Below are 23,765 nucleotides of genomic sequence, written 5' to 3'. Positions count from 1 at the left end.
GGGATGGCTGCCGGGTTGGAAAGTGTGCTTGTGCAAGAAATCCTGTGCGTGCGAGCCAATCGCTGCGACTTCCGTCCCGCGCACGCATTTGGGTGATAACTGCTCGCTCAGCACCGAAATAGTCGAGTCAAACGTGAGACCGTCGGGCACCGTCAGTGCTCCTGACAATAAAGGGTCGCTTTGTGAGCCTTGTGAGCCGCGCCAGAGCAGCCTCACGCCTCGTCCCGTCGCGCGCGCGGTGGCAATATCAAACGTTCGATCAGATCGACCAGGCCGGGCGGCTCCACCGGCTTGCCCATATGCGCATCGAAGCCGGCGACCACGGCGCGGTCGCGGTCTTCTTCGCGCACATAGGCGGTGAGCGCGATGGCCGGGATGTGCCGCGGCAGGTCGGCACGGCCCGAACGCACGGCGCGGATCAGGTCATAGCCATCGCGGAGCGGCATGGCGATATCGCTGAGCAGGACATCGAATGGCGCGGCGGCCAGGTACTGTTCGGCCGCGTCCACCGAGCCGGCTGCCTGCACCTGCGCGCCGGCAAGCATCAGGAAATGCATGACCGCTTCGCGCGAATCCTGATCGTCGTCGACCAGCAACAAGCGCACGCCGTCCAGGCGACCGTCGCAGTAGGCCGGCAATGTACCCACTTGCGTGGTGTCTGCCGAAGCAGGGGGCAGATCGCTGACGCCGTGCTGTAACGGCAGCACGACAGTGAACATCGATCCCCGGCCTTCGCCAGCGCTGGACGCACCCAGGCTGCCGCCATGCAGATCGACCAACTGGCGCGAGATCGACAAGCCCAGCCCCAGCCCGCCGACGCGCCGCGTCGTGCCGGCATCGGCCTGCCGAAAACGGTCGAACACATGCGGCAGGAAGTCCGGTGCAATACCAATGCCGGTGTCCTGCACGCAGAAGCGCAAGCGCTCGTCCTCGATGTCCAGTGTCACCCGTACCGTCCCGCCAGCAGCGGTGAATTTGAGCGCGTTGCTGAGCAAATTGGTCAGCACTTGCTGCAAGCGTCCGGCATCGCCGAAGAACCACAATTCGCCTTCGCCAAGTGCATCTAGTTCCAGCGAGATCTCGCTTGCCAGTGCAGTCGGTTGCATCAATTCCACCGTGCTGCGCGCCAGCCCGGCGATGTCGAAATGCTCGGCTTGCAGGCGGATCTTGCCCGATAAAATCGCGCTCATGTCCAGCAAGTCGTCGATGATCTGTGTCTGCGCGCGCGCACTACGCTCGATGATGACCAGACCCCTGGCCAGATTGGCCGGCTCGAAGACCTCGGACTGCATCAGTCGCGACCACCCCAGGATGGCGTTGAGCGGCGTCCGCAATTCGTGACTGAGCGTGGCTAGAAACTCGTCCTTGACCCGGCTGGCATGTTCTGCCTGACCACGCGCAGCGGTTTCGGCATGCAGCGACAACTTGAGCTTGGCATCCACGCGCGTGCGTTCGATGACGATGCCTGCCAGATGCGATGCCGAGCGCGCCATCGCCCGCTCGCGCAGCGAGGGCAGGTGAGGGCGGTCGTAATAGATATTGAGCGTGCCCAGCACTTGGCCATTGCTGGCCAGGATCGGGGTCACGCAACATGCCGCGATGCCCATCGCGGCCAAGATCGCGTGATGCCGGCTGAAATTCGGGTCGGCCTGGATGTCCTGGCAGATGATCTGGCAGCCGATAGAGGCTGAGCGCGCACAGGGTGGCCCGTCTGCGCCGATCGGCACCTCTTGGAAGTGCCCGCTATAATCGATCGGAAAGTGCGGTGCCGAACCGAGGCTCAAGGTGTGGCTTACTTCGTCCAGCACCATCACCGAGCAGTACAACGCAATCTCGCCACGCGCCTCCACGCTCAATGCGATGGCATCCAGCACCACAGGCAACGCTGCGCCAGTGGTGATCAAGCTCAAGATCGCGCGATCGGATGCGGTGGCATCTTCGATGTGCTTGCGTTCGGAAATGTCGGTCAGCGAGCCGATATGGCCGAGAAAACGTCCGTCGCTGGCGAAATGCGGCGAGGCGGTGTCGATGCACCAGCGGTATCGCCCGTCGTGGCGACGCACGCGATATTCGGCCAGGAATTCGCCGCGTTGCTCCAACGCTTGCTCGAAGGCATGTCGTACGCGTGCGGCATCGTCGGAATGCATCACATCCCACCAGCCTTGATCCAGGGCCTGGTCTTCGCCCTGGCCAGTGAAGTTGTACCAGCGCGGATTCCAGTACACGCAATCACCTTGCGCGTCAGCCATCCAGATCATTGCCGGCACGGTCTCGCACAGTGCACGGAAGCGCACTTCGCTCTCGCGCAATTGTTGCTCGAACGCGCGCCGATCATGGATGTCGGTATACGTGCCGATCCATTCGCTGATGCTGCCATCGTCACCGCGCACGGGCAGGGCGCGCGCCAGGTGCCAGCGCGAGTGGCCGTCGTGACGGTGCAGCTCGCATTCGACTTCGTAGGCGCGCTCGCCGCTCAACGCCAGTGTCCACGCCTGCGCGGACAAGCGCAGACCATCGGCGGTGTGCGCCTGCTGCCAAGCGGCAGCGTCGTTGTTGTCAGGAGCCAGCCCGGTGTATTCGTACCACCGCTGATTGAAGTAGTGCGGCTGTCCATCCGGTCCAGCAATGAAGATGATCTGTGGCAGCGTGTCTGCAAGGCCACGCAGGCGCGCTTCGTTGGCGGCCAGTTGCTGCTGCGCCTTGGCCCGTTGCATCGATTCCCAACAGCGCGCCGCTACCAATCGCACCAGCTCGATCTCGGTCGACAACCAACGCCGCGGTGCGCGCTGATGCACGCCGATCGCCGCAACCAGGCTTCCGTGCTTGTGCAATGGAATGACTAGCGATGCCCGCAGGCCGGAGCGGCGATATTGCTCCACTACATAATCCGGCGCACCAGGAGCCATGGCGTCGGTGGTGAACCAGGGGCGGTTGTCCAGCAGCGCATCGCGTAGCCCTTGCGCCACTTCCAGCGGGAAATCGCCTTGCAGGCTCGGCATGTCCTGCACGTGGTCGCTGATCACATGCAGGGTCCGGCCATCGGCACCTGGCAGACCAAACGCACAGCGATTGGCCTGCAGATGTTCGCCAAGCAAGCGCACGCTGGTGTCGATGATCTGCCGCGGATCGGAGACGTGCTGCAGTGCGTCTTCCAGCGTCAACAGGAAGCTGTCGCGACTCTTGCCACGGCGTTGCTCGGTGACGTCGAACCCATGCACCACAATCGCATCGTTGCGGCCATCGCTATCGGGCATCGGCTGGTAAAGGAAGTCCACAAACGTTTCACCGGGTGCGCTGCCTGGTGTGCGTTGCAGGTAGGCCGTCATCGATTTGCCGATGAAAGGTTGGCCGCTGCGTCGTACCTTATCGAGCAATTCAAGATAGCCCTGGTTAACGATCTCCGGCATGGCGTCGAGCAAGGGGCGACCGAGCAGCGGCCGCTCACCGACCAGTTCGTTAAAGCGTTGGCTGACGCTCTGGATGATGTAGTTGGGCCCGCGCAGCACTGCCATGAACGCAGGCGATTGATCGAGCGCAGCGAACATCTGGGGCAACTCCGCATTGCGACCAACATCGCGCGCCGTAGCGGCAACGGTCCCTGCCACGTACAACGCACCCAACCGTTCTCCGGCCTGCAGCACCGGGCTACACGACCATGTCGCCAGATCCAGCGCAGGTGCATCGGTCTGCATGCTGTCAAAGGCAGACGTGTTCGTAAGTTCTGCGAGTGGCTGCGCGAACGCGGCCGGATGTCGCTCCCCCAACAGCGCGATACAGGCATCGTTGTAAATGCAGCGCGTCTCGCTGCCCCAGACCATCAGCATCGGAACCTGCGCATGCAGGCAGACCGACAGCGTGGTGCGCAACGCCTGGGCGCCGCGCAGTAGTGGGTCTGCGGCGCATGCAGACGCCAACACCAACGCTGCAGTTTCGCTCGTCTCCGGCAACAAGCCGGCGAACCGCGACACGGCGATATCCATCTAGCGACCCGCCTGTCATTCTTCGATGCCCAATTTTAGTAGCAACCGAGCCGTTAACGGCGACGTATAGCGACTGGCGATTTAACGAGCGTCGTCAGGTGGGGGCGCAAAGCGCGCGCATCTGGAGCTTAAGCGAGCGGATACATGCCAATCGGATGCCAGGCGCGTCGGCCGATTAGCCGCTCTTAGCTGTTGGCGCCGCTCAGCTGGCGTGCTCTGGACAGCGCGCCGACCAATTCTTCGGACAGGTAGGGCTTTGTCAGCATCACGCCGCGCTCGAAACCGCTTGGGATGCTGGCGCTGGCAACACCTGTGGCAAGAACGAACGGAATTCCGCGCTTTGCCAACAACCGTGCGACCGGCTCGCTGGTTTCGCCATTGCCCAGACGATAGTCCAGGACTGCGATGTCCGGGGCGTTGGCATTGATTAGCTGCAACGCTTCTTGAACTTCACCGACCGGGCCGACCACAGCGGCGCCCGCCCGAACAAGCTGCAGGTCGAGCAGCATGGCATTCATGTCATCGTTTTCTACCACGAGTACCCGAACTCCACGCAATGCCGACATTGCTTACTCCTTCACCAAGCCGGCCAGTATATCGACACTGGTTTGACGCGTGCTGTCGACGTCGCTTGCACCTGAGTTCGTCAGGCACATCCTGGCACTGTTCGTTTCATCAACAAGTCGCTATACTTGGCGGCCACGCCGAAGTGGCGGAATCGGTAGACGCAGCGGACTCAAAATCCGCCGCCCTTAAAAGCGTGTGGGTTCGAGTCCCACCTTCGGCACCAAAAGTAGCGGCAGCCTAGGTTGCCGCTTCTTCATTCAACACATGGTTTTTTTCCGTTGCCGCGCAGCGGTCCACTTCCTGACCGGTTGCTCTCCCACTCGGTGGCAGGCCATCTTGACAGCATCACGCCATAGCTCAGCCGGGAGCCTGTGGGATGCCAGTCATTCTAAATTCTCGGCAGTGCCAGAGCCTTCTGCGCGACACTCTGAGCGAAATGCTCTGCGATGGCTACCGATAAGATCACGCATATCGCACATTTCGTTACAATAAGAGTGGCTAACAAAACGTAGCGAGCAGTCGCCAGGTGGGTGCTCACGGCGCGGAGGAACCGGAGTGTACGCGTGGTACATGCCAATTCCGCGCAATGGCCGCGCCCGCCTTGCGGCTGTGCGGTCGTTTTGTTAGCCGCTCTAAGACTGAACTCAGGCTTGTCCGTCATCAAACGCTTTGCGGCCTTCGTGCGTAAGATCTATATCGCCATCTTCCGCTTGCGTCGCATAGCCAGCACGCACTGCCCAGTTCGCTTCTTCTTCAGAAACGGGCTTAGTGTCGTGGATATCGCGAAGAATTCGCAGTTGTTGTGAAGAGTCAAAGTCCATGAGAGTCACCTGTTTGCAAAGAGACTTCCACGTTACGGACAAGACGTGATAGTTGCGTGCCTGCATGTGCCATCCGGTACATTGACATCATGCCGTGTGCATCCTTGCAGATAATCCGGCCAGCACTGCCAGTGCGTTCGACGGCTGGCCTGCTGTATCTCAAGCATGCCTACGACCTGTCTGGTGCTGCGAACGTTGGCTGAAAAATCCGTACTGGAGGCCGTGGTGGAAGAGCTGCTAGTGCAACATGATCAATGCTGCCCATGCGATGAAGGCGGTGAATGCGCGTGCGACAATCGTTTGCTTGAAGTGGCACGCAAAAAGCTGGTGCTGCTGGCCAAGCGCTATGGCATTACGCTGCCGCAGAGCGACGCGCGGCAAGGTCCGGCGTTGAGCCGTAAGGCTGGGCGTTATGCGCATGCAGGCCAGTTCAAGCGGATGCGACGCATCCTGCGACGTCAACGCACAGTGCAGGGACGAGTCGTGCGCGACATCGAACACAAGCTCGATCAGGTAGGCATCGACGTGCGCGAGCGCATCGCTGTGTGGTTGCAACACGCACAGCAGGTGCGTGCGCAAGCTCCCAAAGACAAGCGAAAACTCGACGCATTGCATGCGCCGGAAGTGGACTGCATCGGCAAGGGCAAAGCGCGTCAGCCGTACGCATTCGGCGCCTACGCATTCGGCGCCAAGGTCGGTATTGCGGTGAGCGCCTCAAAGAGCTCGATCATGGGAGCGCGCAGTTTTTCGGGCAGCCCGTATGACGGGGGGACACCTTTGCCGAGCAACTGGATAGGTTAATGGCATTAACGCACTGCGGAGCGTCTTAATTGGCGTCCCCACGGGGATTCGAACCCCGGTGTCCACCGTGAAAAGGTGGTGTCCTAGGCCTCTAGACGATGGGGACGCGTATCGAACCTGATTGTTAATTTCAGACGGCCTAAGCACAAAACATTGGTGGAGCCAGGCGGGATCGAACCGCCGACCTCCTGCATGCCATGCAGGCGCTCTCCCAGCTGAGCTATGGCCCCACATAGCTGCTACAGCCAAAGATTATAGCAGTATTGGCAGTACTTGAGAAGTAGTCAGTGCGCAACATTTGCACAGTGCGTTCGCTGGTGGACGGTCGCCGGACTGCGTACGCCTACGCGTCCATCCACAGGCTATCTGCCTCCAGCAGTCATCGATGTTAATGTTGTTGTGTTCGAGCGATAGCGAGCGCGGTTTCCGTGGTTGCAACTACGGTCGACCATGGGAACAAGGCGCGACAGAAAACGAGGTGCGGTCACTGGAATCACGATTTTCGTGATGCGCGTTCATCGCATCCTCGGTGCCGCCATGCTGCAGAAAAAAGTCCGATGGCTGCAAATGACATCACCAGAGATCAACGCAAAAGACTACTCGAAAAAAAGCCCCGGCAGTGCCGAGGCTTTTAGATGATTGGCGTCCCCACGGGGATTCGAACCCCGGTGTCCACCGTGAAAGGGTGGTGTCCTAGGCCTCTAGACGATGGGGACGCATATCAAAACCTAAGTTGTCTTCCTGACGGCCTAAGCCAGGATTGGTGGAGCCAGGCGGGATCGAACCGCCGACCTCCTGCATGCCATGCAGGCGCTCTCCCAGCTGAGCTATGGCCCCACGGAGCTGAGAGGGAAACTATAGCGGCCTGTTAATGTTTGCACAAGTGATTTTTCATTCTACATGAGACAGGCGCAGCTTGCGCCGTCGGCTCAGTTGACACCGTGCAGATCGTGCAGCTTCGTCTGCCGTGCGCCGAAATACGCAGCGAGATCGGCAATATCCTGGTCGCTCAGCGTGGCGGCCTGCGCGGTCATCAGCGGGTGCTGGCGATCGCCGCTGCGATAGGCCTGCAAGGCATGCGCAAGATAGTCGCCGTACTGGCCGCCGAGTTTGGGATAGCCGGGATCGATAGGCGCATTGCCGTCAGCGCCGTGGCAATCCACGCAGCTCTGGCCAGTGGCTTTGCCTTTTGCGTTTGCCAGTTTGTCGCCGGCTGCAGCGCGACCGGCGGGCAGGCCGGCCGACGAACCTGAGCCATGTTCGCCGCTAGCGTGGCCGGTATCGCCGGCGGAATGGTCGGTGGATTCCACCTGGGATTGGGAGCAGGCCGCCATCATCAGTGCGGCGACCAGGACGATGGCTAGACGCGGAGCGTGCAGGGCGTTCGGCATGTGGGCGCTTACTTGAGGGTGGACAGGAAGGCGGAGATGTCGGCGATGTCCTGTTCGGAGAAACTCTGCGCCTGCGCCTGCATGGTCGGGTGTTTGCGCTTGCCCTGCCGGTACTCGGTCAACGCCTGGGTCAGATACTGGCTGGACTGGCCGCCGATCTTGGGGACGCGGTAGCTAGGGTAGGCGTTCTTGTAGCCGGTGACGCCGTGGCAGCCCTGGCAGGTATAGGCAAGCAGGCGACCATTGGAAAGATTGCCGGTCGGCGCCGCGGGTGCCGGAGTCGCCGCAGCGGCAGCCGGCGTGGCCGGTGCTGCAGGCGTAGCTGACGGTGTTGCTGATGCGCTCCCAAACGGCAGGAAGACGACCAGAGCGAGACAAGCGGCGAGCGGCTGCGGGCGCATGGTTTCGTATCCGGAAGACTGATTGAGCGTCGGCACGTGGGGGCGTGAGGACGCTGGACCGAGTATGCCTGTGATTTGGCGTCACGCAAACGGGGTGAATACGCGAACTTGATATGCAGACCATGACCTTGGCGCGTTCGCGACATTCGCATGGAGGTGGTTTGCTTACCTACAACACCTGTCAACGCATCCACCAGGACACGACGATGTTGCCACTCTCCGTTTTGCCTGGTCGTAGCCGAACCTGCGCCGCCGCGCTGTTGATCACCACGAGCCTGTTGTTGGGCGGCTGCAAGGCAGGAGATGGCGAGGCCATGGCCGCAGAAGATAAAGAATTCGGTGACTGCAGTGCCGGTGGAAACTACCAACGCGGCTCGTCGCGCGGTCGCTGCCAGCTATACCGGCACCGCGTCACCATGGATGCGCTGAACAACTCTTCCATGCGCATTCGATCAACAATCCAGGCAACCGCCGCTATGCGTAAGCGCTTGATTTTCATCAGTAAGGATCGTCGCGTTCGAGCAAAATTCTAATTTCACTCGCCACGTCGTGAGTTGTTCAGCGGTTGTTTAAGGTGCCAGTAAGTTCGCTTTTTCAGGCCTTCCAATCCATTGCGACGTAGCACTCAATGAATCAGGCAGCGCGTACCTGCCGAACGATCGCAGCAGCCTTGGCCGAGCTTTCCTTGACTTTGTCCCATTGACCCTGAGCCAGCCAGTCCTTGGGCACCATCCACGAGCCGCCGATGCAAAGCACGTTAGGCTGCGACAGGAACTCGGCCGCATTGGCCTCGCTGATGCCGCCGGTAGGGCAGAGCATGAGTTCGGACAACGGACCCGCCAGGCCCTTGAGCATCTGCAGGCCGCCCACGGCGGTGGCCGGGAACAGCTTGCAGACGCGGAAACCCAGGCCCATCAGGGTCAGCAGTTCGGTCGGCGTGGACGCGCCAGGCACTGCGGGGATCGGCGCATCGGCGAGCAGGCGGGCCAGCTGCGCGGGGGTGCCCGGGGTAACCAGGAAATCCACGCCTGCATCCACCGACTGACGCAGCTGTAGCTCGCTCAGCACGGTGCCGGCGCCGATCACGATATTCGGCAGTTCGCGCTTGAGCATTGCCAGCGCTTCGATCGCGATCGGCGTGCGCAGGGTCAGCTCTATTGCGGATAGGCCGCCCTCAAGCAGCGCATCGGCGACGCGGCGGGCCTGGTCCAGCGTATCGACAGTAACCACCGGCAGAATGCCGGCATCGCGCAGCAGCTGTTCGGCGGTGTTCTGGGTCTGGGCAATCGTCATTGCAACTCCGTTAGACGGCGACCGCCCGTGCGGTCGCAGAGAGAGGGAAGGGGTCAGGCGTCTTTGGACTCGTGCGGTGCCGCTGCGGCGTTCGCATTGGCGCCGAGTTCGTATTCGGCGTCGTAGTTCCACAGCGCGCCGTCCGGATGGGCCGGGCCGCAGGAAATCGAAATGGCACCCTGGTCGGCCGGGCCAACCACTTGGCGATTGATGGCGAACAGGTTGCGACCCAGATCGTTGCCGGCCACCGCGGTGTTCGGTGCGACCTCGCGCGATGCCCATTCTTCGGCCGACACCAGTACCTCGAGCGTGCCGGCTTCGCCGTCCAGGCGCACGATGTCGCCTTCGCGCACGCGCCCGATCGGCCCACCGCGTGCCGCTTCGGGCGTCATGTGGATCGCTGCGGGGAACTTGCCCGAGGCGCCCGACAAACGACCGTCGGTGACCAGCGCCACGCGCCGACCCTGGTTCTGTAGCAGGCCCAGCAGCGGCGCCATCGAGTGCAACTCCGGCATGCCGTTTGCGCGTGGGCCCTGGTAGCGCAACACCACCACAAAATCGTGCGGCAGCACGCCAGCTGCGTGCAGCTTGTTGAGCACCTGCGGGGTGTCGATCACCACTGCCGGGGCTTCGATGGTGCGGTGCTGCGGCTTGACCGCCGACAGTTTGATCAGCGAGCGGCCAAGGTTGCCGCGCAGCAGTCGCAGGCCGCCTTGGGATTCGAATGCATCGCTGACCGGGCGCGCGACGCTGTCGTCGGCAGTGGTCGCGATGCCGGGCACATACACGACCTTGCCGTCCTGCAGGCGCGGCTCGTTGGCGTAGTCACGCATGCCGCCCTCGACCACGGTGGGAATGTCGTCGTGCATCATGCCGGCGTCCATCAGTTCGCGGAACACGAATGCGGTGCCGCCAGCGGCCTGGAAGCGGTTCACATCCGCCTCGCCGTTGGGGTAGATGCGGGTCAACAACGGCACGGTCCGCGAGATCAGATCCATGTCGTCCCAGGTCAGCACGATGCCTGCCGCACGCGCCACGGCGATCCAGTGGATGGTGTGGTTGGTCGAGCCGCCGGTTGCCATCAAGGCGACCACCGCATTGACGATGGCGCGCTCGTCGATCAAGCGACCGAATGGGCGGAAATCCTCGCCCAATGCAGAAATCGCCAGCGCCCGAGCGGTACCCTCACGCGTCAATGCATCCCGCAACGGCAGTTCCGGGTTGACGAACGAGGCGCCGGGCAACTGCACGCCCATCGCTTCGAGCAATACCTGGTTGGAATTGGCAGTGCCGTAGAAGGTGCAGGTGCCGGGCGAGTGATAGGACGACGACTCGGCTTCCAGCAGCTCGGCACGGGTGGCTTCGCCAGCGGCGTAGCGCTCGCGTACTTCGGCCTTCTGCTTGTTCGGGATGCCCGGCGTCATCGGCCCGGCCGGCATGAACAGCGCCGGCAAATGGCCGAACGCCAGCGCGCCGATCAGTAGACCCGGCACGATCTTGTCGCACACGCCCAGGTAGACCACGCTGTCGAACATGTCGTGGCTGAGGCCGATCGCTGCGGCCTGGGCGATGTTGTCGCGCGAGAACAGCGACAACTCCATGCCGGCGCGGCCCTGGGTCACGCCATCGCACATCGCCGGCACGCCACCGGCAACCTGCGCAGTGGCGCCGAGCATGCGCGCGGTATCGCGGATCAGCTGCGGGTAATGCTCGAACGGCTGATGCGCCGACAGCATGTCGTTGTAGGCGGTGATGATGCCGAGGTTGGGCGTGGTCGCAGCGCGCAGACGCGATTTGTCGGTCGGCTCGGAGGCCGCGAATCCGTGCGCAAGGTTGCCGCAGCTCAAACGACTGCGGAACGGGCCCTCGCGCAGGGCGGCATCGAGACCGGCCAAATAAGCCGCGCGCGACTGAGCGCTGCGCTTGCGGATACGGTCGGTGACAGCTTGGATGTTCGGATGCAGGATCATTGGCTACCGGCTACGAGAAACGGAGGAATTTAAATCCCCCACAGGGAGGTGCGGTTTGTTGCGAAGGGACTTGCATCTTTGAATACCCGCGCACGGATGTGCAGGTTTTGCGATCACTCGCATTAAATCGGCTCTTGCGAGAGACGCATTCACGAAAGACGCATTTAATTACACCAATGTACCCGCAACTGTGGACCAGGCTGCCGCAATGCCACCCGGATCGGGTACTCGCTGACGTCGTCGCCGGCCAACGCAGCTTGCAACACGTCGAGCTTTTGCTTGCCGCGCAGCAATAGCAGGCGGGTCGGGATTGCAACGAGTCCGGCCGGCGTCAAGGTGATACGCAACGGCCATTGATTTGATCCAGGGCAGCCGGTGGCATCCAGCGACGCGTAGGGCTGCGGGCTGGCAAGCGCCTTGGTCAGCTCCGTCGATCCCGGAAAAAGCGACGCGGTATGTCCGTCGCCACCCATCCCCAGCACCGCCAGACAGGCCGGTTCGGCATGCGTGGCCTGCAGATTCGCGGTGTGCACGCACTCGGGCAATTGCTTGCCCGGGCGCACCAGCGGAATGAAGGTCGCGGCCGGCGCGTGGGTCAGGAAGCTGTGATTCACCAGCCACGCATTGCTGTCCTGATCCTGCGGCGATAGCCAACGCTCATCGACCAGGCCGACTTCCACCCGTGACCAGTCTAGCGAACGGTGGGCGAGGGATTCGTATACCGGCGCCGGCGTGGTGCCGCCGGACAGCAGCATGCGCGCCTGGCCACGACGTGAAATTTCCTGTTCCAGCAGATCGGCCATCTCGCTGGCCACAGCCTCGGTCCATGCGGCAGGGTCGTCGTGGCGCACCAGGGTGATGCGCGGGTTGTCTTGCAGATTCATCGCTGCTCTCCGGGCTGCTGACGTTGCGCATCCACCGCATATGCCGCGGCACCGAGCAGGCCGGCATGCGGATGCATGACCGCCAGCGACGGTACCCGCGACATGATGGCGGAGAAGCGGCCCTTGTGTTCGAAGCGCTGACGGAATCCGGAATGCTGCAGCGAATCCAGCACCTTGGGCACCAGCCCGCCGGTGAGGAACACGCCATCCCACGCGCCTTGCATCAACACCATGTCCCCGGCAATCGCGCCAAAGATGGCGCAGAACAGATCGATCGTGCGCGACGACCGCGGGTCGCCCGCAGCCGCACGCGCAGTGATGTCCTTGGGCTGCAGCGGACCGGGGTCGACCCCGGCAATCTCGCTCAACGCACGGTGGATGTTGACCAGGCCCGGGCCACAGATCAGCCGCTCGTTGGAAACCCGGCCAAACTGCTCGGAGAGGATTTCCAGAATACGGATCTCCTCCGGAGTACCGGGCGGGAAGCTGACATGGCCACCTTCGGTTTCCAACGGAAAACAGCGCCCATTGCGAATAATCAGGCCACCCGCGCCCAGGCCGGTGCCGGGGCCGATCACGCCGTAGTTGCGTGGTTGATCCATCGACGCCGGACGCCAGCTGGCGCCACCGACCTGCACCACGTCCTGCGGACGTAGCAGGCTGATCGCCATCGCCTGAGCGGCAAAGTCGTTGATCAGGTGCAGGGTGCTGAAACCCAGCATGCTGGCGGTGCGCGAGCGCGAGATCACCCACGGATGGTTGGTGATCCGAGCTTCGTCGCCATCTACGCGGCCGGCCACGGCGAATACTCCCTGGGTGGCCTGTACGCCGATCTGGTCGAGGTAGTAGCGTGCGGCTTCGCCGAGCGAACCGAAGTCGACCACCGCGAATTCGCGCGAGGTGTCATCCAGCAGTGGCACCGAGGCGTCGACATCGGCCAGCGCAAAGCGCGCGTTGGTTCCGCCGATATCGGCAACCAGCACCGGCTTGGAAGGAGCGGTCATGCGTTGTTTCCCTGTGCGTCGGTTGCCGGAGGCAGGAAATGGGTGGCCGATTCCGGGCCCCAACTGCCGGCCGGGTAGGGCTGCAGTGGTAGTTGCGCGTCTTTCCACGCATTGCTGACGCTGTCGATCCAGGCCCAGGCGGCCTTGACCTCGTCGTCGCGCACGAACAGCGCCGGATTGCCGTTGAAGGCATCGACAAACAGTCGCTCGTAAGCGATGCGGCGGTGCAGACCGGTCGGCATCGAGAGTTCCAGTTCCAGCGGCTGCAGTTCGATCGCGCCCCATTCCGGGCCGGCCAAACTGCTCATCAGGCCGAGCTCGATGTTTTCTTGCGGCTGCAACTGGAAGGTCAGGCGGTTGGGCACCGCGTTCTGCCGGTCCGGGCGCTCGAACAACCAATGCGTTACCGGCTTGAGCGTCACCACGATCCGGGTGGAGCGTTCGGCCAGACGCTTGCCGGTACACAGATGGAACGGCACGCCGGCCCAGCGCCAATTGTCGATATGCGCGGTCACCGCGACGAAGGTTTCCACATCGATGCCTTCCGGCGGGTGATAGGCCTGCGCCGGCTGACCGTTGATGGTGCCAGCGGTGTAGCGGCCGCGCACGCTGTCGTGGGCGGCATGCTCGGCGCTCATCGGGCGCAGTGAGCGCAGCACTTTGACCTTCTCGTCGCGGATGCGGTCGGCTTCCAATGAGGCCGGCGGCTCCATTGCTACTAGGCACAGCAGCTGAAGGATATGACTCTGCACCATGTCGCGCAGTGCACCGGAACGGCCATAATATGCATCGCGCCCGTCCACGCCTTCACTTTCGGCGACCAGAATCTGCACCGACTCGATGTAGGTGCGGTTCCATACCGCCTCCAGAAGCGTATTGCCAAAGCGCAGTGCGATCAGATTCTGAACCGCCGCCTTGCCCAGGTAATGGTCAAGACGGAATACGCGGTCTTCGTCGATCAATGCGCCGATCAACTGCAAAATCTCGCGAGCGCTGTCCGAATCGTGGCCGATCGGTTTTTCCAGCATCAATCGATGCGGTGTCGCCAATGCACCGCCCAGGGCCAGACCCTGACAAGTGCTGATGTACAGACCCGGCGGGATCGCCAGATAGCTCACACACTGGCGGCTTGCGAGCTCGCGCACTGCGTTGGCAACCGACTCGGCATCGCGCAGATCCACCGAGCGATAGTCGACCCGCTGCAGCAGCGTCTCTATCTGTTCGGGCGCTGCGATCGGCAAGGCATCGGTCAGGCGCGGGCGCAGCACCTCGCGAAACGCCTCGGTGTCGTGCGGCGACAAGGCCAGCGCGCGGATACGGAAATCCTCCGGCAGCAGGCCATCGACGAACAATCGCAGCAGCGAAGGAAAGAGATAGCGCTGGGCGAGATCGCCGGTGGCGCCGAACAGGATCAGCGTGTTGTGCATGGACCGAATTTCAGATTCTGGAGACATCGTTATCAGCAGCTTGTCGGAAAGGCGCCGGACAGCCGGCGGTCATTACGTCTGTTCCTGAGCGACACTTGCGTGCGCGCAGCGGGGGATGGACGTGCACGCCCCATCCCCGATTGTTGCAGCAAGTGGCTACCGAGGGTTAGCGTCGCAGCGGTATAGCTGCGCATGCGCAGTGCAATGCCTGTTCTTGCACGGCAGTCTGCGCCATCTGCAACAGCGGTATGGATACGTGGCGGCATGGTCCCTCCCAAGATCGCTGTTGCCATGTGAAAACGATTACATGTCAGAATAAACCAATGCATTCGTTTGCACGAGATTTCCTTGCAAACGCGTGTGGCGTCACCGCCGTCGGGAGGGCCGAGGGCAGGGCGCACAACTTTACGTTGAGGCCGAACGATGGCGAAAGTGCAGTTGGAAGGTGTCCGCAAGGTCTACGAGAACGGTCATGTCGCGGTGCAGGGTGCAAGCTTCGAAGTCGCCGACGGCGAGCTGATGGTGCTGGTCGGGCCGTCGGGCTGCGGCAAGTCGACCGTGCTGCGCATGATCGCCGGGCTCGAAGACATCAGCGCCGGCACGCTCAAGATCGGCGAGCGCGTGGTTAACGATGTGGCACCGAAGGACCGCGACATCGCGATGGTGTTTCAGAGCTATGCGCTGTACCCGCATATGACCGTGGCCGAGAACCTGGCGTTTGGACTCAAGCTGCGTGGCCATCCAAAGCACATCATTGCCGAGCGCGTCAACAATGCCGCCGAGCTGTTGGGCCTGACGCCGATGCTCGACAAGTTACCCAAGGCGATGTCCGGCGGCCAGCGTCAACGCGTGGCATTGGGGCGGGCGATGGTACGCGAGTCGTCGGTGTTCCTGCTCGACGAACCGCTCTCCAATCTGGATGCCCAGCTGCGCCACAGCGTGCGTACCGAGATTGCGCAACTGCACCGTAAGCTCGGCACCACGATGATCTACGTCACCCACGACCAGGTCGAAGCGATGACGCTCGGCCAACGCATCGTGGTGCTAAAGGATGGCTTGATCCAGCAGATCGATAGCCCGATGGCGCTGTACAACCGCCCGTCTAATCTGTTCGTTGCCGGCTTCCTGGGCAGCCCGGCGATGAACATGCTGCAGGGACATCTGGATGAGCAAGACGGTCTGCATCTGGTCATGGCCGATGGCTGGCGAGTACCGCTGGGCGCTGCTCGGATCGATCGTAAATGGTTTGGCGGAGACGTTATCGTCGGCGCCCGCCCGGAGCATCTGCAGTTGTCTAACGATGCGCTGCCGGGCTTCGATGCGAAGGTCGAAGTGATTGAGCCAGTCGGCAACGAGATCTTCCTCAACCTCGATCATGGCGGTCAGCCGCTGGTAATTCGCGTCGCACCGCAGGTGTTGCCGGCCGTGGGTCAGCCGTTGCGTCTGGCGCTACGCAGCGAAGCGCTGCACTTCTTCGACCCGGCCACCGGCGAGCGTCTGGAACCGACCTAACGCTCCAACCCCGGCACGATCGCGAGCAGGCGTACGACATGCGCGCCAGCTTGCAAAGTGGCGTCGGCATCCAACGTCAATTCCAACGGCAGCACCGCCAGCGCGAGGTTGCCGGCCACGCTCACCACTTTGCCGATTTCGGCTCCATCCAACGCGACGGCATCGCCCGCATCGATGACGCCATCGGTCTGCAGTAACTGCAATGCCCGCTTGGCCTTGCCCAGAAAATGCGTACGCGCAACGATCTCCTGGCCTGGATAACAACCCTTTTTGACACTGAAAGCACGCAGACGGTCGAGCGCCAACTGTTGCGGTGTCCATTGCTCGCGTTGCCCATCGAGCAAGCGGACCAACCCCAGTCGCAGATCCGCACGACGCCATTCGGCATCTACGCTCGGTAATTCGATAGGCGCGGCCAATGCATCGTCGGTGTGCAGCAGCAACGTGCGCGGCAGGACAACGGTGCCCATATCCAGTTCGATACGCTGCGTCCCAATATCCGCTTGCGCACCGCCAGCACGTTGCGGCGTTACAAACCCGGCGTGCGCAAATAGCGCAGCGACGCTGATTGTCAGCTTGCGTCGGAACACGAAACGGTCGAGTTGCGCGGCGATCTCGGCCGCATTCCCATCGGGCAGCAGCATCAGCAAATGCGCATCGTCCTCACGCAGGAGTGCGAAGATGGCCTTCACGCGCCCCTTCGCGGTCAACCACGTATTCCACTGCCAGCGCCCAACCGCCAACGCCTGTACGTCATTGGCAAATTGTGCGTGCGCGAATGCCACTGCATCCGTACCGACTAATCGGACGTATTGCATGTCGCGCAGGGAGCAAAAACCCTGCGGAGTAAGATTCAGGTTGTCAGCCACGGAAGAGGAGGACTAAAATCGCAACGTTGTGAGACCACTATGATACGCCATTCACCCCCCACGCCAGCGCAGGATTCCGAGACGCAGGCTTCTCCTCAGGAGCACATTCCCGAGAAGCAGCCACCGCCCAAGGAGATCGGTGGGCGCGACGGCCCTGAGCCAACGCGCTACGGTGACTGGGAAAAAAATGGACGCTGCATCGATTTTTGAGCAGCTTTTAGCCACAGCGGCACAGTGCCGCCCAGCCGAGATAACGAGCCCAGCGAATGGCGATCCGCGAACGTCCTCTTTCCCCGCATCTCCAGGTGTACCGCTGGCAGATACAGATGGTGACCTCGATTCTCAATCGAGCCACCGGTATCGTACTGTCCATTGGCGCTTTGGTGATTGCCGCCGCCTTGCTGACATTAATGCTTGGCCCAGATCACTGGAATTGTTTCCGCGATCAGGCTGCGACTTGGTACGGGCAGGCTTTTCTGTTCGGCTGGACCTGGTCCTTTGCCTTCCACCTGTTTGGCGGATTGCGCCACATGCTGCAGGACTTTGGGCAGGGCTACGCCGTGCGCTCGTTCGTCAGCCTTGGCTGGCTGTCGGTGATCTTGAGTTTTGCGCTCACTGCCGCCATCTGGGCATATGTGCTGCTGTCCGGAGGTGCCGTATGAATCGCTACCGTACCCCGCTAAAAAATGTGCGCGGCCTGGGTGCTGCTAAGACCGGTACCGAACACTTCGTGATCCAGCGTCTGACCGCCACCGCATTGGTGCCGTTATCGATTTGGTTCCTGATTTTCGTGCTGAGCCTGATCGGTACCGATCACGCCACCGCCAGCGCCGCAGTGGCCAAGCCGTGGAATGCGATTCTGCTAGTCGGATTCCTCATCGCGTCGTTCTGGCATGCTCAATTGGGCATGCAAGTGGTGCTGGAAGATTACGTGCACAACTCGCTGCTTGCGCTTGCAGCGCAGACCTTGGTGCGCTTCGTCGCCGTGCTGGGTGGCATCGTCAGCGTGTTTGCCGTGGCGCGTATCGCGCTGGGCATTAGCTGAGTCGTCAGCGATCAAACAGGAATCCATAAATTCGATGTCCGCCTACAAGATCACAGAACACAAGTACGACATGGTCGTGGTGGGTGCCGGCGGTGCCGGCCTGCGCGCCACGTTCGGTCTGGCCCAGAAGGGCCTGCAGACGGTTTGCCTGACCAAGGTTTTCCCGACCCGTTCGCACACCGTGGCGGCGCAGGGCGGTATTTCTGCAGCCCTCGGCAACATGGGCGAAGACGATTGGCGCTATCACTTTTACGACACTATTAAAGGCTCCGATTGGTTGGGCGACCAGGACGCGATCGAGTACATGTGTCGCGAAGCGATCCCGGCCATCATTGAACTCGAGCACTACGGCGTGCCGTTTTCGCGTACCGAAGAGGGCAAGATCTACCAGCGTCCGTTTGGTGGCATGACCACTAGATACGGCGAGGGCCCATCCGCGCAGCGCACCTGCGCGGCTGCTGACCGTACAGGTCACGCCATGCTGCACACGCTGTATCAGCAGTCGCTGGCGCACAACGCGCGCTTCATGATTGAGTACTTTGCGCTCGATCTGATCTTCGACGAAGAAGGCGTCTGTCGCGGTGTGCTCGCGTTGGATATGGCAGAAGGCTCGTTGCATCTGTTTCGCGCCCATGGTGTGGTATTGGCCACCGGCGGCTACGGCCGTGCCTACTTCAGCGCCACCTCCGCCCACACCTGTACCGGCGACGGCGGTGGCTTGGTGATGCGTGCCGGCCTGCCGGTGCAGGACATGGAGTTCGTGCAGTTCCATCCCACCGGTATCTATGGTGCGGGCTGCCTGATCACCGAAGGCGTACGTGGCGAGGGCGGCATCCTGCGCAACAGCAAAGGCGAACGCTTCATGGAGCGCTACGCACCGCATTACAAGGATCTTGCATCGCGCGACGTGGTGTCGCGTTCGATGACCGTCGAGATCCGCGAAGGTCGCGGCGTGGGCGAGCACAAGGATCACATCCTGCTCGACCTGACCCACCTCGGCCCGGAAGTCATCAACGAGAAGCTGCCCGGTATTGCCGAAAGCGCACATATCTTTGCCGGTGTGGACGTGACCAAGCAGCCGATCCCGGTCCTGCCGACCGTGCACTACAACATGGGCGGCATTCCGACCAACTTCTACGGCGAAGTCGTGCGCAAGCAGGGCGATAACCCGGATGCGGTCGTTCCGGGCTTGTATGCGATCGGCGAAGCCGCCTGCGTGTCGGTGCACGGCGCCAACCGTCTGGGCTCCAATTCGCTTCTGGATTTGGTGGTGTTCGGCCGTGCGGTGGCCAATCGCTGCGCCGAGACGGTCAAGATCAATCAGCCGCACAAGACGTTGCCTTCCGATGCTTGCGACAAGGCGTTGGGCATGCTGGACAAGTTGCGTCACGCGAATGGCTCGACGCCGACCTCGGTGATCCGCGACAACATGCAGCGCACCATGCAGTCGGACGCTGCAGTGTTTCGCACCAGCAAGACCCTCAAAGAGGGTGTCGACAAGATGGCCGAGATCTTCGCCACTTTCGAAGACGTCAAAGTCTCGGACCGCTCGCTGGTGTGGAACTCGGATCTGATCGAGACCTACGAATTGAACAACCTGCTGCTCAACGCAGTAGCGACGATCAACTCTGCCGAACAGCGCAAGGAAAGCCGTGGCGCGCATTCGCACGAAGATTTCCCGGATCGCGATGACGTCAACTGGCAGAAGCACACGCTGGTAACCGTCGACGATAAGGGCAAGTGCGAGTTCGAGTATCGTCCTGTTCATATGTACACGCTGAGCAAGGATGTGGATGTGGTCCCTCCGAAGCCGCGCGTTTACTGACCGATGCGCATGGAGCGATCTGCTGTTGCCATTTCTCTGCTCGCCGGCTCGTCCGGGTGCGGTAGCAGGGAATCGATACAGCGGAATCGCTTCGCGACGCGGGAGCAGCGCCGGTACAGTGCCGACCGCTGCGCCACTGTTTCGGTGGTGGCGTCCGTCATCTTTACCTTCATGCGCACGGTGCGGTTGTCGTTCGCACCGCGCATCGCCTGAGCCAACGAGAGCAGCTATGGCAGAGTTCACCCTCCCCAAGAATTCAAAAATCGGCAAGGGCAAGCATTACCCTGCACAGGGCGCCAAGAACACGCGCACCTTCAAGGTCTACCGCTGGGATCCGGATGTCGACGCCAACCCGCGCACCGACAGCTACGAGATCGATCTCGACAAGTGCGGCCCAATGGTGTTGGACGCGCTGATCAAGATCAAGAACGAGATCGACCCGACATTGGCATTCCGTCGTTCGTGCCGCGAAGGTATCTGCGGTTCGTGCGCGATGAACATCGACGGCACCAATACGCTGGCCTGCACCAAGGCGATCGCTGCTTGCGGAAAGGCCGAAGTGCCGATCTATCCGCTGCCGCACATGAGCGTGATCAAGGATCTAGTACCGGATCTGACTCACTTCTACGCCCAGTACGCGTCGATCAAGCCGTGGATCCGCACCCAGACCCCGCCGCCGCCGGATCGCGAGCGCCTGCAGTCGCCGGAAGATCGTCGCAAGCTCGACGGTTTGTACGAGTGCATCCTGTGCGCCTGCTGCTCGACCAGCTGCCCGAGCTACTGGTGGAACGGCGAGCGCTACCTGGGACCGGCGATCCTGCTGCAGGCGTATCGCTGGATCATCGATTCGCGCGATGAAGATACCGGTGCGCGTCTGGACGATCTGGAAGATCCGTTCAAACTGTATCGCTGCCACACCATCATGAACTGCGCGCGAACCTGCCCGAAAGGCCTGAATCCGGCGCTTGCGATTGCCGAGATCAAAAAGTTGATGATGGCGCGTCGCGCCTGATTGTCAGGCAATGATGCCCCGCCGCGGCGGGACGTGGTTCGCAGCGGCACTGGGCCGAGGTCAGGTGCCGCTGTCGCTTTCGGCTCGCTGCGAGGCGGGGTGGAGAGATGAGATGGACGAAGACACCCTGCTGAAAAAACTGCGTTGGCGCTGCCGGCGTGGTATGCGCGAACTCGACCAGTTGTTCGGGCGCTATCTTGACCAACGTTGGGCGCAGGCTTCCGAGTCCGAGCGCGCGGTTTTCCTACAGCTTCTGGATTGCGAAGACGATAAGTTGTGGCGCTGGTTCATGGGATACGAGGCTTGCCCGGATGCTGCCAACGCCGCGCTCATTACCGATATTCGCGTCTTGCAGGCTTGACTGGCAGCCCTCGCGCTGGCTTTTTTGCGCACTAAGCGTTCTGGTCGCGCTCGCGCTGTGGGCGGTCTGGCGTAGCGGGGTGCCTCTATGGCTGGCGGGGCTGCTGTCTGCTTACGCACTTACCGCAGGTGCGCGATCGCTGCGCCAGCTGTTGCGTTCGCCAGTGCGGCAATTGGTCGTGCCCTGGGCCAACGCGCCCGCCAGCGTTGACGGCGCGCAGGTGCAGAGCTTGCAAGTGACGTGGCGTGGACCGATTGCGGTGGTGGCGTGGATGCGGGTGGATGGACGTCGCGAACGCCTGCATTTTTGGCCGGATACCTTGCCGCCGGTGCAACGACGTGAACTGCGTCTGGCCGCTCAGGCACATGCCATTTCTTCCCGGCGACCGCTAGTGGCACCATAGCGTCCCTTTCCTGGTTGAACCGCATGTTCAAACCTATCCCGATTGCCATCGGCTTGCGCTACTTGCGTGCCAAGCGTCGTAATGGCTTCATCTCGTTTATCTCGATGGCATCGATCCTGGGTATCGCCTTGGGTGTGACCGTGCTGATCACTACGCTGGCGGTGATGAGCGGTTTCCAGAAGGAAATCCGCGATCGGCTGTTGCAGATGGCCGCGCACGCCACGGTCAGCGCAGAAGGCGCGCCGATGCGTGATTGGCAGCATGCGGTCGAGGTCGCCATGTCCGATCCGCGCGTTGCCGGTGCCGCGCCATACATCGAAACCGAATCGCTGTTGCAGGGTCCGCGGAAACAACCGGCGATCGTGCGGGGCGTGATTCCTGGCGAAGAAGGCAAGGTCTCGGTGCTGGCCAAGAAGATGCAGAAGGGCTCGGTCGACAGTTTGACGCCGGGTTCCTACAACATCGTCATCGGCAAGGAACTGGCGCTCTGGCTGGGGGTGGATGTGGGCGACAGTATTGTTGTCTTGCTCAGCGATACCCAGTCCACACCGCTGGGCGCGATGCCGCGGCTCAAGCGTTTTACTGTCAGCGGTATTTTCGAGGCCGGATACAACGAGATCGACCGTGGTCTGGCGGTGGCTAACATGGAAGATCTGGCGCGCTTGTTGCGCATGGATGGTGTCACCGGCGTGCGACTGCGCTTGCACGATATGGATCAGGCCTGGAACGTGGCGCGTGACCTGGCTATCAAGTTGCACGGGCCTTACCGCGTCAGCGACTGGACGCAGGAGAACGCCAATCTCTACCACTCGTTGAAGATGGAAAAGACCGTGATGGGCATCCTGCTGTCGCTGATCGTGGCGATGGGCGCATTCAATCTGGTGTCCTCGCAGGTGATGCTGGTGACCGATAAACAGGCCGACATCGCAATTTTGCGCACGCTTGGCTTGTCGCCGGGCGGGGTAATGCAAGTATTTATGGTGCAGGGTTCGTTGATTGGCTTCATGGGCACGATAATGGGCGTGATCGGCGGCATTGTGCTGACGCTGAACTTGGAGCGCATCCTTGGTGTGATTGAGACGATTTTCAGCGTCAAGCTGCTGCCGGAAGACGTGTACTACATCACAGGGCTGCCGACCGATATGCAGACCCAGGACGTGGCGGTGATCACTGTAGTCGCGTTGGTGATGAGTTTTCTGGCGACCCTGTACCCGGCATGGCGCGCGTCATCTACTCAGCCCGCTGAAGCGCTGCGTTATGAATGAGATCCGCGAATCGGGATTCGAGAATCGGGAATCGGCAGTGCAGAAACCAAACCAAGCAGATGCGGTGATCCGGGCCGAGGCGCTGGCTAAGACGTATGCCGAAGGCAAGATGCGCACGCCGGTATTCAGTGGTTTGGATTTGTCGGTGGCGACCGGTGAAACGGTTGCGATCGTCGGCGCTTCCGGCGCAGGCAAGAGCACGCTTTTGCATCTGCTTGGTGGGTTGGATACTCCTACATCGGGCGAGGTGTATGTCGCCGGTCGTCGCATGTCTGCGTTGTCCGATGGCGAGCGCGGCAAGCTGCGCAATCACGCGCTGGGCTTCGTGTACCAATTTCATCATTTGTTGCCGGAATTCACCGCATTGGAAAACGTGATGATGCCGGTGCTGCTGTCCGGCAAAGCGGTCGCGGTCGCCAGAAAGCAAGCACTGCAATTGCTGGAGTCGGTAGGCCTCGGACATCGCATCGAACACAAGCCCAGTGAATTGTCCGGTGGCGAGCGTCAACGTGCGGCGGTTGCGCGTGCGCTGGTGAACAAGCCGGGCTGCGTATTAGGTGACGAGCCGACCGGTAACCTGGACGACAGGACTGCGGAGACCGTGTTTGAGCTGATGTTGGAACTCAACTGCGCCCAGCGCACCAGCCTGGTATTGGTCACCCACGATCGCAGCCTGGCGCGGCGTCTGGACCGCGTGCTGGAGTTGCATCAAGGCAAGCTGCGTGAGTTAGCGCCGTCTGCGGTGTGATTGCTCATGGCGCCGTCGACATCTCCGCGGCGCCTTGAGTAGCCTGACGATCGAACAACTCAGAAGGATGCGGGAAGTGTTTCGTGGGGCTTGGCCGCTAACGGCATCATGGTGATGAAGAAATCAGCCTAACGACGAGCTCGCTGCCGTCGATTCAACCCGTTACCTTGAGTTTGCGGGCCTATT

The 23,765-nt window shown here is 61.7% G+C and carries 23 protein-coding genes, 5 tRNA genes, 1 other RNA gene and 2 pseudogenes; 15 read left to right on the top strand and 16 right to left on the bottom strand.

The features are described from left to right. Positions 1 to 212: 212 nt before the first annotated feature. Together J5I97_RS09555 and J5I97_RS09550 are read right to left on the bottom strand one after the other, a co-directional pair. The gene (locus J5I97_RS09555; protein WP_430542135.1) at positions 213 to 3,917 is read right to left on the bottom strand and encodes a PAS domain S-box protein; all 3,705 of its coding nucleotides are present in this window, start codon (positions 3,915 to 3,917) and stop codon (positions 213 to 215) included. 248 nt (positions 3,918 to 4,165) lie between these two features. Next, complete coding sequence (locus tag J5I97_RS09550; protein WP_208591471.1) at positions 4,166 to 4,546, bottom strand: response regulator; 381 nt, start codon at positions 4,544 to 4,546, stop codon at positions 4,166 to 4,168. 137 nt (positions 4,547 to 4,683) lie between these two features. On the opposite strand from J5I97_RS09550, the gene J5I97_RS09545 reads away from it, so the two are divergent. Further along, a tRNA-Leu gene (locus J5I97_RS09545) sits at positions 4,684 to 4,770 on the top strand. 273 nt (positions 4,771 to 5,043) lie between these two features. Here the strand turns inward: J5I97_RS09545 and J5I97_RS09540 are convergent. Next, positions 5,044 to 5,119, bottom strand: a non-coding RNA gene (locus J5I97_RS09540) — sX9 sRNA. 72 nt (positions 5,120 to 5,191) lie between these two features. Then, positions 5,192 to 5,434 (bottom strand): hypothetical protein, encoded by a 243-nt coding sequence (locus tag J5I97_RS09535; RefSeq protein ID WP_208591873.1) that lies wholly within the window; start codon positions 5,432 to 5,434, stop codon positions 5,192 to 5,194. Positions 5,435 to 5,484: 50 nt separating this feature from the next. On the opposite strand from J5I97_RS09535, the pseudogene J5I97_RS09530 reads away from it, so the two are divergent. After that, positions 5,485 to 6,177: pseudogene (locus tag J5I97_RS09530) on the top strand (hypothetical protein); the annotation flags it as partial. Positions 6,178 to 6,199: 22 nt separating this feature from the next. Here J5I97_RS09530 and J5I97_RS09525 read toward each other — a convergent pair. Together J5I97_RS09525 and J5I97_RS09520 are read right to left on the bottom strand one after the other, a co-directional pair. Continuing rightward, positions 6,200 to 6,275, bottom strand: a tRNA-Glu gene (locus tag J5I97_RS09525). Positions 6,276 to 6,323: 48 nt separating this feature from the next. Further along, positions 6,324 to 6,399: transfer RNA gene (locus J5I97_RS09520), tRNA-Ala, on the bottom strand. A 277-nt stretch (positions 6,400 to 6,676) separates the two neighbouring features. Here J5I97_RS09520 and J5I97_RS20290 point away from each other — a divergent pair. After that, entirely contained in the window at positions 6,677 to 6,808 is a 132-nt protein-coding gene (locus tag J5I97_RS20290; RefSeq protein ID WP_279631230.1) for a hypothetical protein, read from the top strand. Between the two features lies 1 nt (position 6,809). Here the strand turns inward: J5I97_RS20290 and J5I97_RS09515 are convergent. The 4 genes from J5I97_RS09515 to J5I97_RS09500 all read right to left on the bottom strand — a co-directional run bounded on the left by J5I97_RS09515 (position 6,810) and on the right by J5I97_RS09500 (position 7,961). Then, positions 6,810 to 6,885: transfer RNA gene (locus J5I97_RS09515), tRNA-Glu, on the bottom strand. Positions 6,886 to 6,930: 45 nt separating this feature from the next. Next, positions 6,931 to 7,006, bottom strand: a tRNA-Ala gene (locus tag J5I97_RS09510). 92 nt (positions 7,007 to 7,098) lie between these two features. Further along, positions 7,099 to 7,560, bottom strand: a complete 462-nt coding sequence (locus J5I97_RS09505; RefSeq protein WP_208591470.1) for a c-type cytochrome — start codon at positions 7,558 to 7,560, stop codon at positions 7,099 to 7,101. A gap of 8 nt (positions 7,561 to 7,568) precedes the next feature. Next, positions 7,569 to 7,961 (bottom strand): c-type cytochrome, encoded by a 393-nt coding sequence (locus J5I97_RS09500; RefSeq protein ID WP_208591469.1) that lies wholly within the window; start codon positions 7,959 to 7,961, stop codon positions 7,569 to 7,571. Between the two features lie 206 nt (positions 7,962 to 8,167). Between J5I97_RS09500 and J5I97_RS09495 the strand changes: the two are divergent. Next, positions 8,168 to 8,375, top strand: a pseudogene (locus J5I97_RS09495) (efflux RND transporter periplasmic adaptor subunit); the annotation flags it as partial. A 219-nt stretch (positions 8,376 to 8,594) separates the two neighbouring features. Here J5I97_RS09495 and J5I97_RS09490 read toward each other — a convergent pair. The 5 genes from J5I97_RS09490 to zwf form a co-directional block, all read right to left on the bottom strand. After that, positions 8,595 to 9,254: a bifunctional 4-hydroxy-2-oxoglutarate aldolase/2-dehydro-3-deoxy-phosphogluconate aldolase gene (locus tag J5I97_RS09490; protein ID WP_208591468.1), complete on the bottom strand. Its 660-nt coding sequence runs from the start codon at positions 9,252 to 9,254 to the stop codon at positions 8,595 to 8,597. A gap of 53 nt (positions 9,255 to 9,307) precedes the next feature. Continuing rightward, on the bottom strand, positions 9,308 to 11,224 hold the full coding sequence (gene edd, locus J5I97_RS09485; protein WP_208591467.1) for a phosphogluconate dehydratase: 1,917 nt from the start codon (positions 11,222 to 11,224) through the stop codon (positions 9,308 to 9,310). A 164-nt stretch (positions 11,225 to 11,388) separates the two neighbouring features. After that, entirely contained in the window at positions 11,389 to 12,108 is a 720-nt protein-coding gene (gene pgl, locus J5I97_RS09480) for a 6-phosphogluconolactonase (protein ID WP_208591466.1), read from the bottom strand. Then, complete coding sequence (gene glk / locus J5I97_RS09475) at positions 12,105 to 13,112, bottom strand: glucokinase (protein WP_208591461.1); 1,008 nt, start codon at positions 13,110 to 13,112, stop codon at positions 12,105 to 12,107. Before glk ends, pgl begins: the two co-directional genes overlap by 4 nt. Continuing rightward, positions 13,109 to 14,539 carry a glucose-6-phosphate dehydrogenase gene (gene zwf / locus J5I97_RS09470; RefSeq protein WP_208591460.1) on the bottom strand — a complete coding sequence of 477 codons (1,431 nt, stop codon included), beginning with the start codon at positions 14,537 to 14,539 and terminating at the stop codon, positions 13,109 to 13,111. Before zwf ends, glk begins: the two co-directional genes overlap by 4 nt. 423 nt (positions 14,540 to 14,962) lie before the next feature. Here zwf and J5I97_RS09465 point away from each other — a divergent pair, with 423 nt between their 5' ends. Beyond that, positions 14,963 to 16,051 carry an ABC transporter ATP-binding protein gene (locus J5I97_RS09465; protein ID WP_208591459.1) on the top strand — a complete coding sequence of 363 codons (1,089 nt, stop codon included), beginning with the start codon at positions 14,963 to 14,965 and terminating at the stop codon, positions 16,049 to 16,051. On the opposite strand, the gene J5I97_RS09460 is transcribed toward J5I97_RS09465, so the two are convergent. Next, positions 16,048 to 16,920, bottom strand: a complete 873-nt coding sequence (locus J5I97_RS09460; RefSeq protein ID WP_208591458.1) for a YgfZ/GcvT domain-containing protein — start codon at positions 16,918 to 16,920, stop codon at positions 16,048 to 16,050. The two genes, J5I97_RS09465 and J5I97_RS09460, sit on opposite strands and share 4 nt — an antisense overlap. A gap of 39 nt (positions 16,921 to 16,959) precedes the next feature. Between J5I97_RS09460 and J5I97_RS19940 the strand changes: the two genes are divergently transcribed. The 10 genes from J5I97_RS19940 (at position 16,960) to lolD (ending at position 23,579) form a co-directional block, all read left to right on the top strand. Further along, positions 16,960 to 17,130, top strand: a complete 171-nt coding sequence (locus J5I97_RS19940; RefSeq protein ID WP_238135708.1) for a DUF1674 domain-containing protein — start codon at positions 16,960 to 16,962, stop codon at positions 17,128 to 17,130. Between the two features lie 56 nt (positions 17,131 to 17,186). Beyond that, entirely contained in the window at positions 17,187 to 17,582 is a 396-nt protein-coding gene (gene sdhC / locus J5I97_RS09450; protein WP_208591454.1) for a succinate dehydrogenase, cytochrome b556 subunit, read from the top strand. Further along, positions 17,579 to 17,965 carry a succinate dehydrogenase, hydrophobic membrane anchor protein gene (sdhD, locus tag J5I97_RS09445; protein ID WP_208591452.1) on the top strand — a complete coding sequence of 129 codons (387 nt, stop codon included), beginning with the start codon at positions 17,579 to 17,581 and terminating at the stop codon, positions 17,963 to 17,965. The genes sdhC and sdhD overlap by 4 nt, the downstream gene beginning before the upstream one ends. A gap of 34 nt (positions 17,966 to 17,999) precedes the next feature. Next, entirely contained in the window at positions 18,000 to 19,790 is a 1,791-nt protein-coding gene (gene sdhA, locus J5I97_RS09440) for a succinate dehydrogenase flavoprotein subunit (protein WP_208591450.1), read from the top strand. 9 nt (positions 19,791 to 19,799) lie between these two features. Then, on the top strand, positions 19,800 to 20,003 hold the full coding sequence (locus tag J5I97_RS19935) for a hypothetical protein (protein ID WP_238135707.1): 204 nt from the start codon (positions 19,800 to 19,802) through the stop codon (positions 20,001 to 20,003). 16 nt (positions 20,004 to 20,019) lie between these two features. After that, positions 20,020 to 20,802 (top strand): succinate dehydrogenase iron-sulfur subunit, encoded by a 783-nt coding sequence (locus J5I97_RS09435; protein ID WP_002802217.1) that lies wholly within the window; start codon positions 20,020 to 20,022, stop codon positions 20,800 to 20,802. Between the two features lie 112 nt (positions 20,803 to 20,914). Continuing rightward, the gene (locus J5I97_RS09430; RefSeq protein ID WP_208591448.1) at positions 20,915 to 21,163 is read left to right on the top strand and encodes a succinate dehydrogenase assembly factor 2; all 249 of its coding nucleotides are present in this window, start codon (positions 20,915 to 20,917) and stop codon (positions 21,161 to 21,163) included. Then, a complete protein-coding gene (locus J5I97_RS09425; protein ID WP_208591447.1) occupies positions 21,114 to 21,566 on the top strand; it encodes a hypothetical protein in 453 nt (150 codons plus the stop codon). The genes J5I97_RS09430 and J5I97_RS09425 overlap by 50 nt, the downstream gene beginning before the upstream one ends. 23 nt (positions 21,567 to 21,589) lie before the next feature. Then, positions 21,590 to 22,831 carry a lipoprotein-releasing ABC transporter permease subunit gene (locus J5I97_RS09420; protein WP_208591445.1) on the top strand — a complete coding sequence of 414 codons (1,242 nt, stop codon included), beginning with the start codon at positions 21,590 to 21,592 and terminating at the stop codon, positions 22,829 to 22,831. After that, entirely contained in the window at positions 22,824 to 23,579 is a 756-nt protein-coding gene (gene lolD, locus J5I97_RS09415) for a lipoprotein-releasing ABC transporter ATP-binding protein LolD (protein WP_208591434.1), read from the top strand. Before J5I97_RS09420 ends, lolD begins: the two co-directional genes overlap by 8 nt. Positions 23,580 to 23,765 lie beyond the last annotated feature (186 nt).

The organism is Xanthomonas fragariae (genome assembly GCF_017603965.1).
GTDB lineage: Bacteria > Pseudomonadota > Gammaproteobacteria > Xanthomonadales > Xanthomonadaceae > Xanthomonas > Xanthomonas fragariae_A.
Note: the sequence above shows the minus strand (reverse complement) of the source record. Positions and strands in the feature narration are given on the sequence as shown.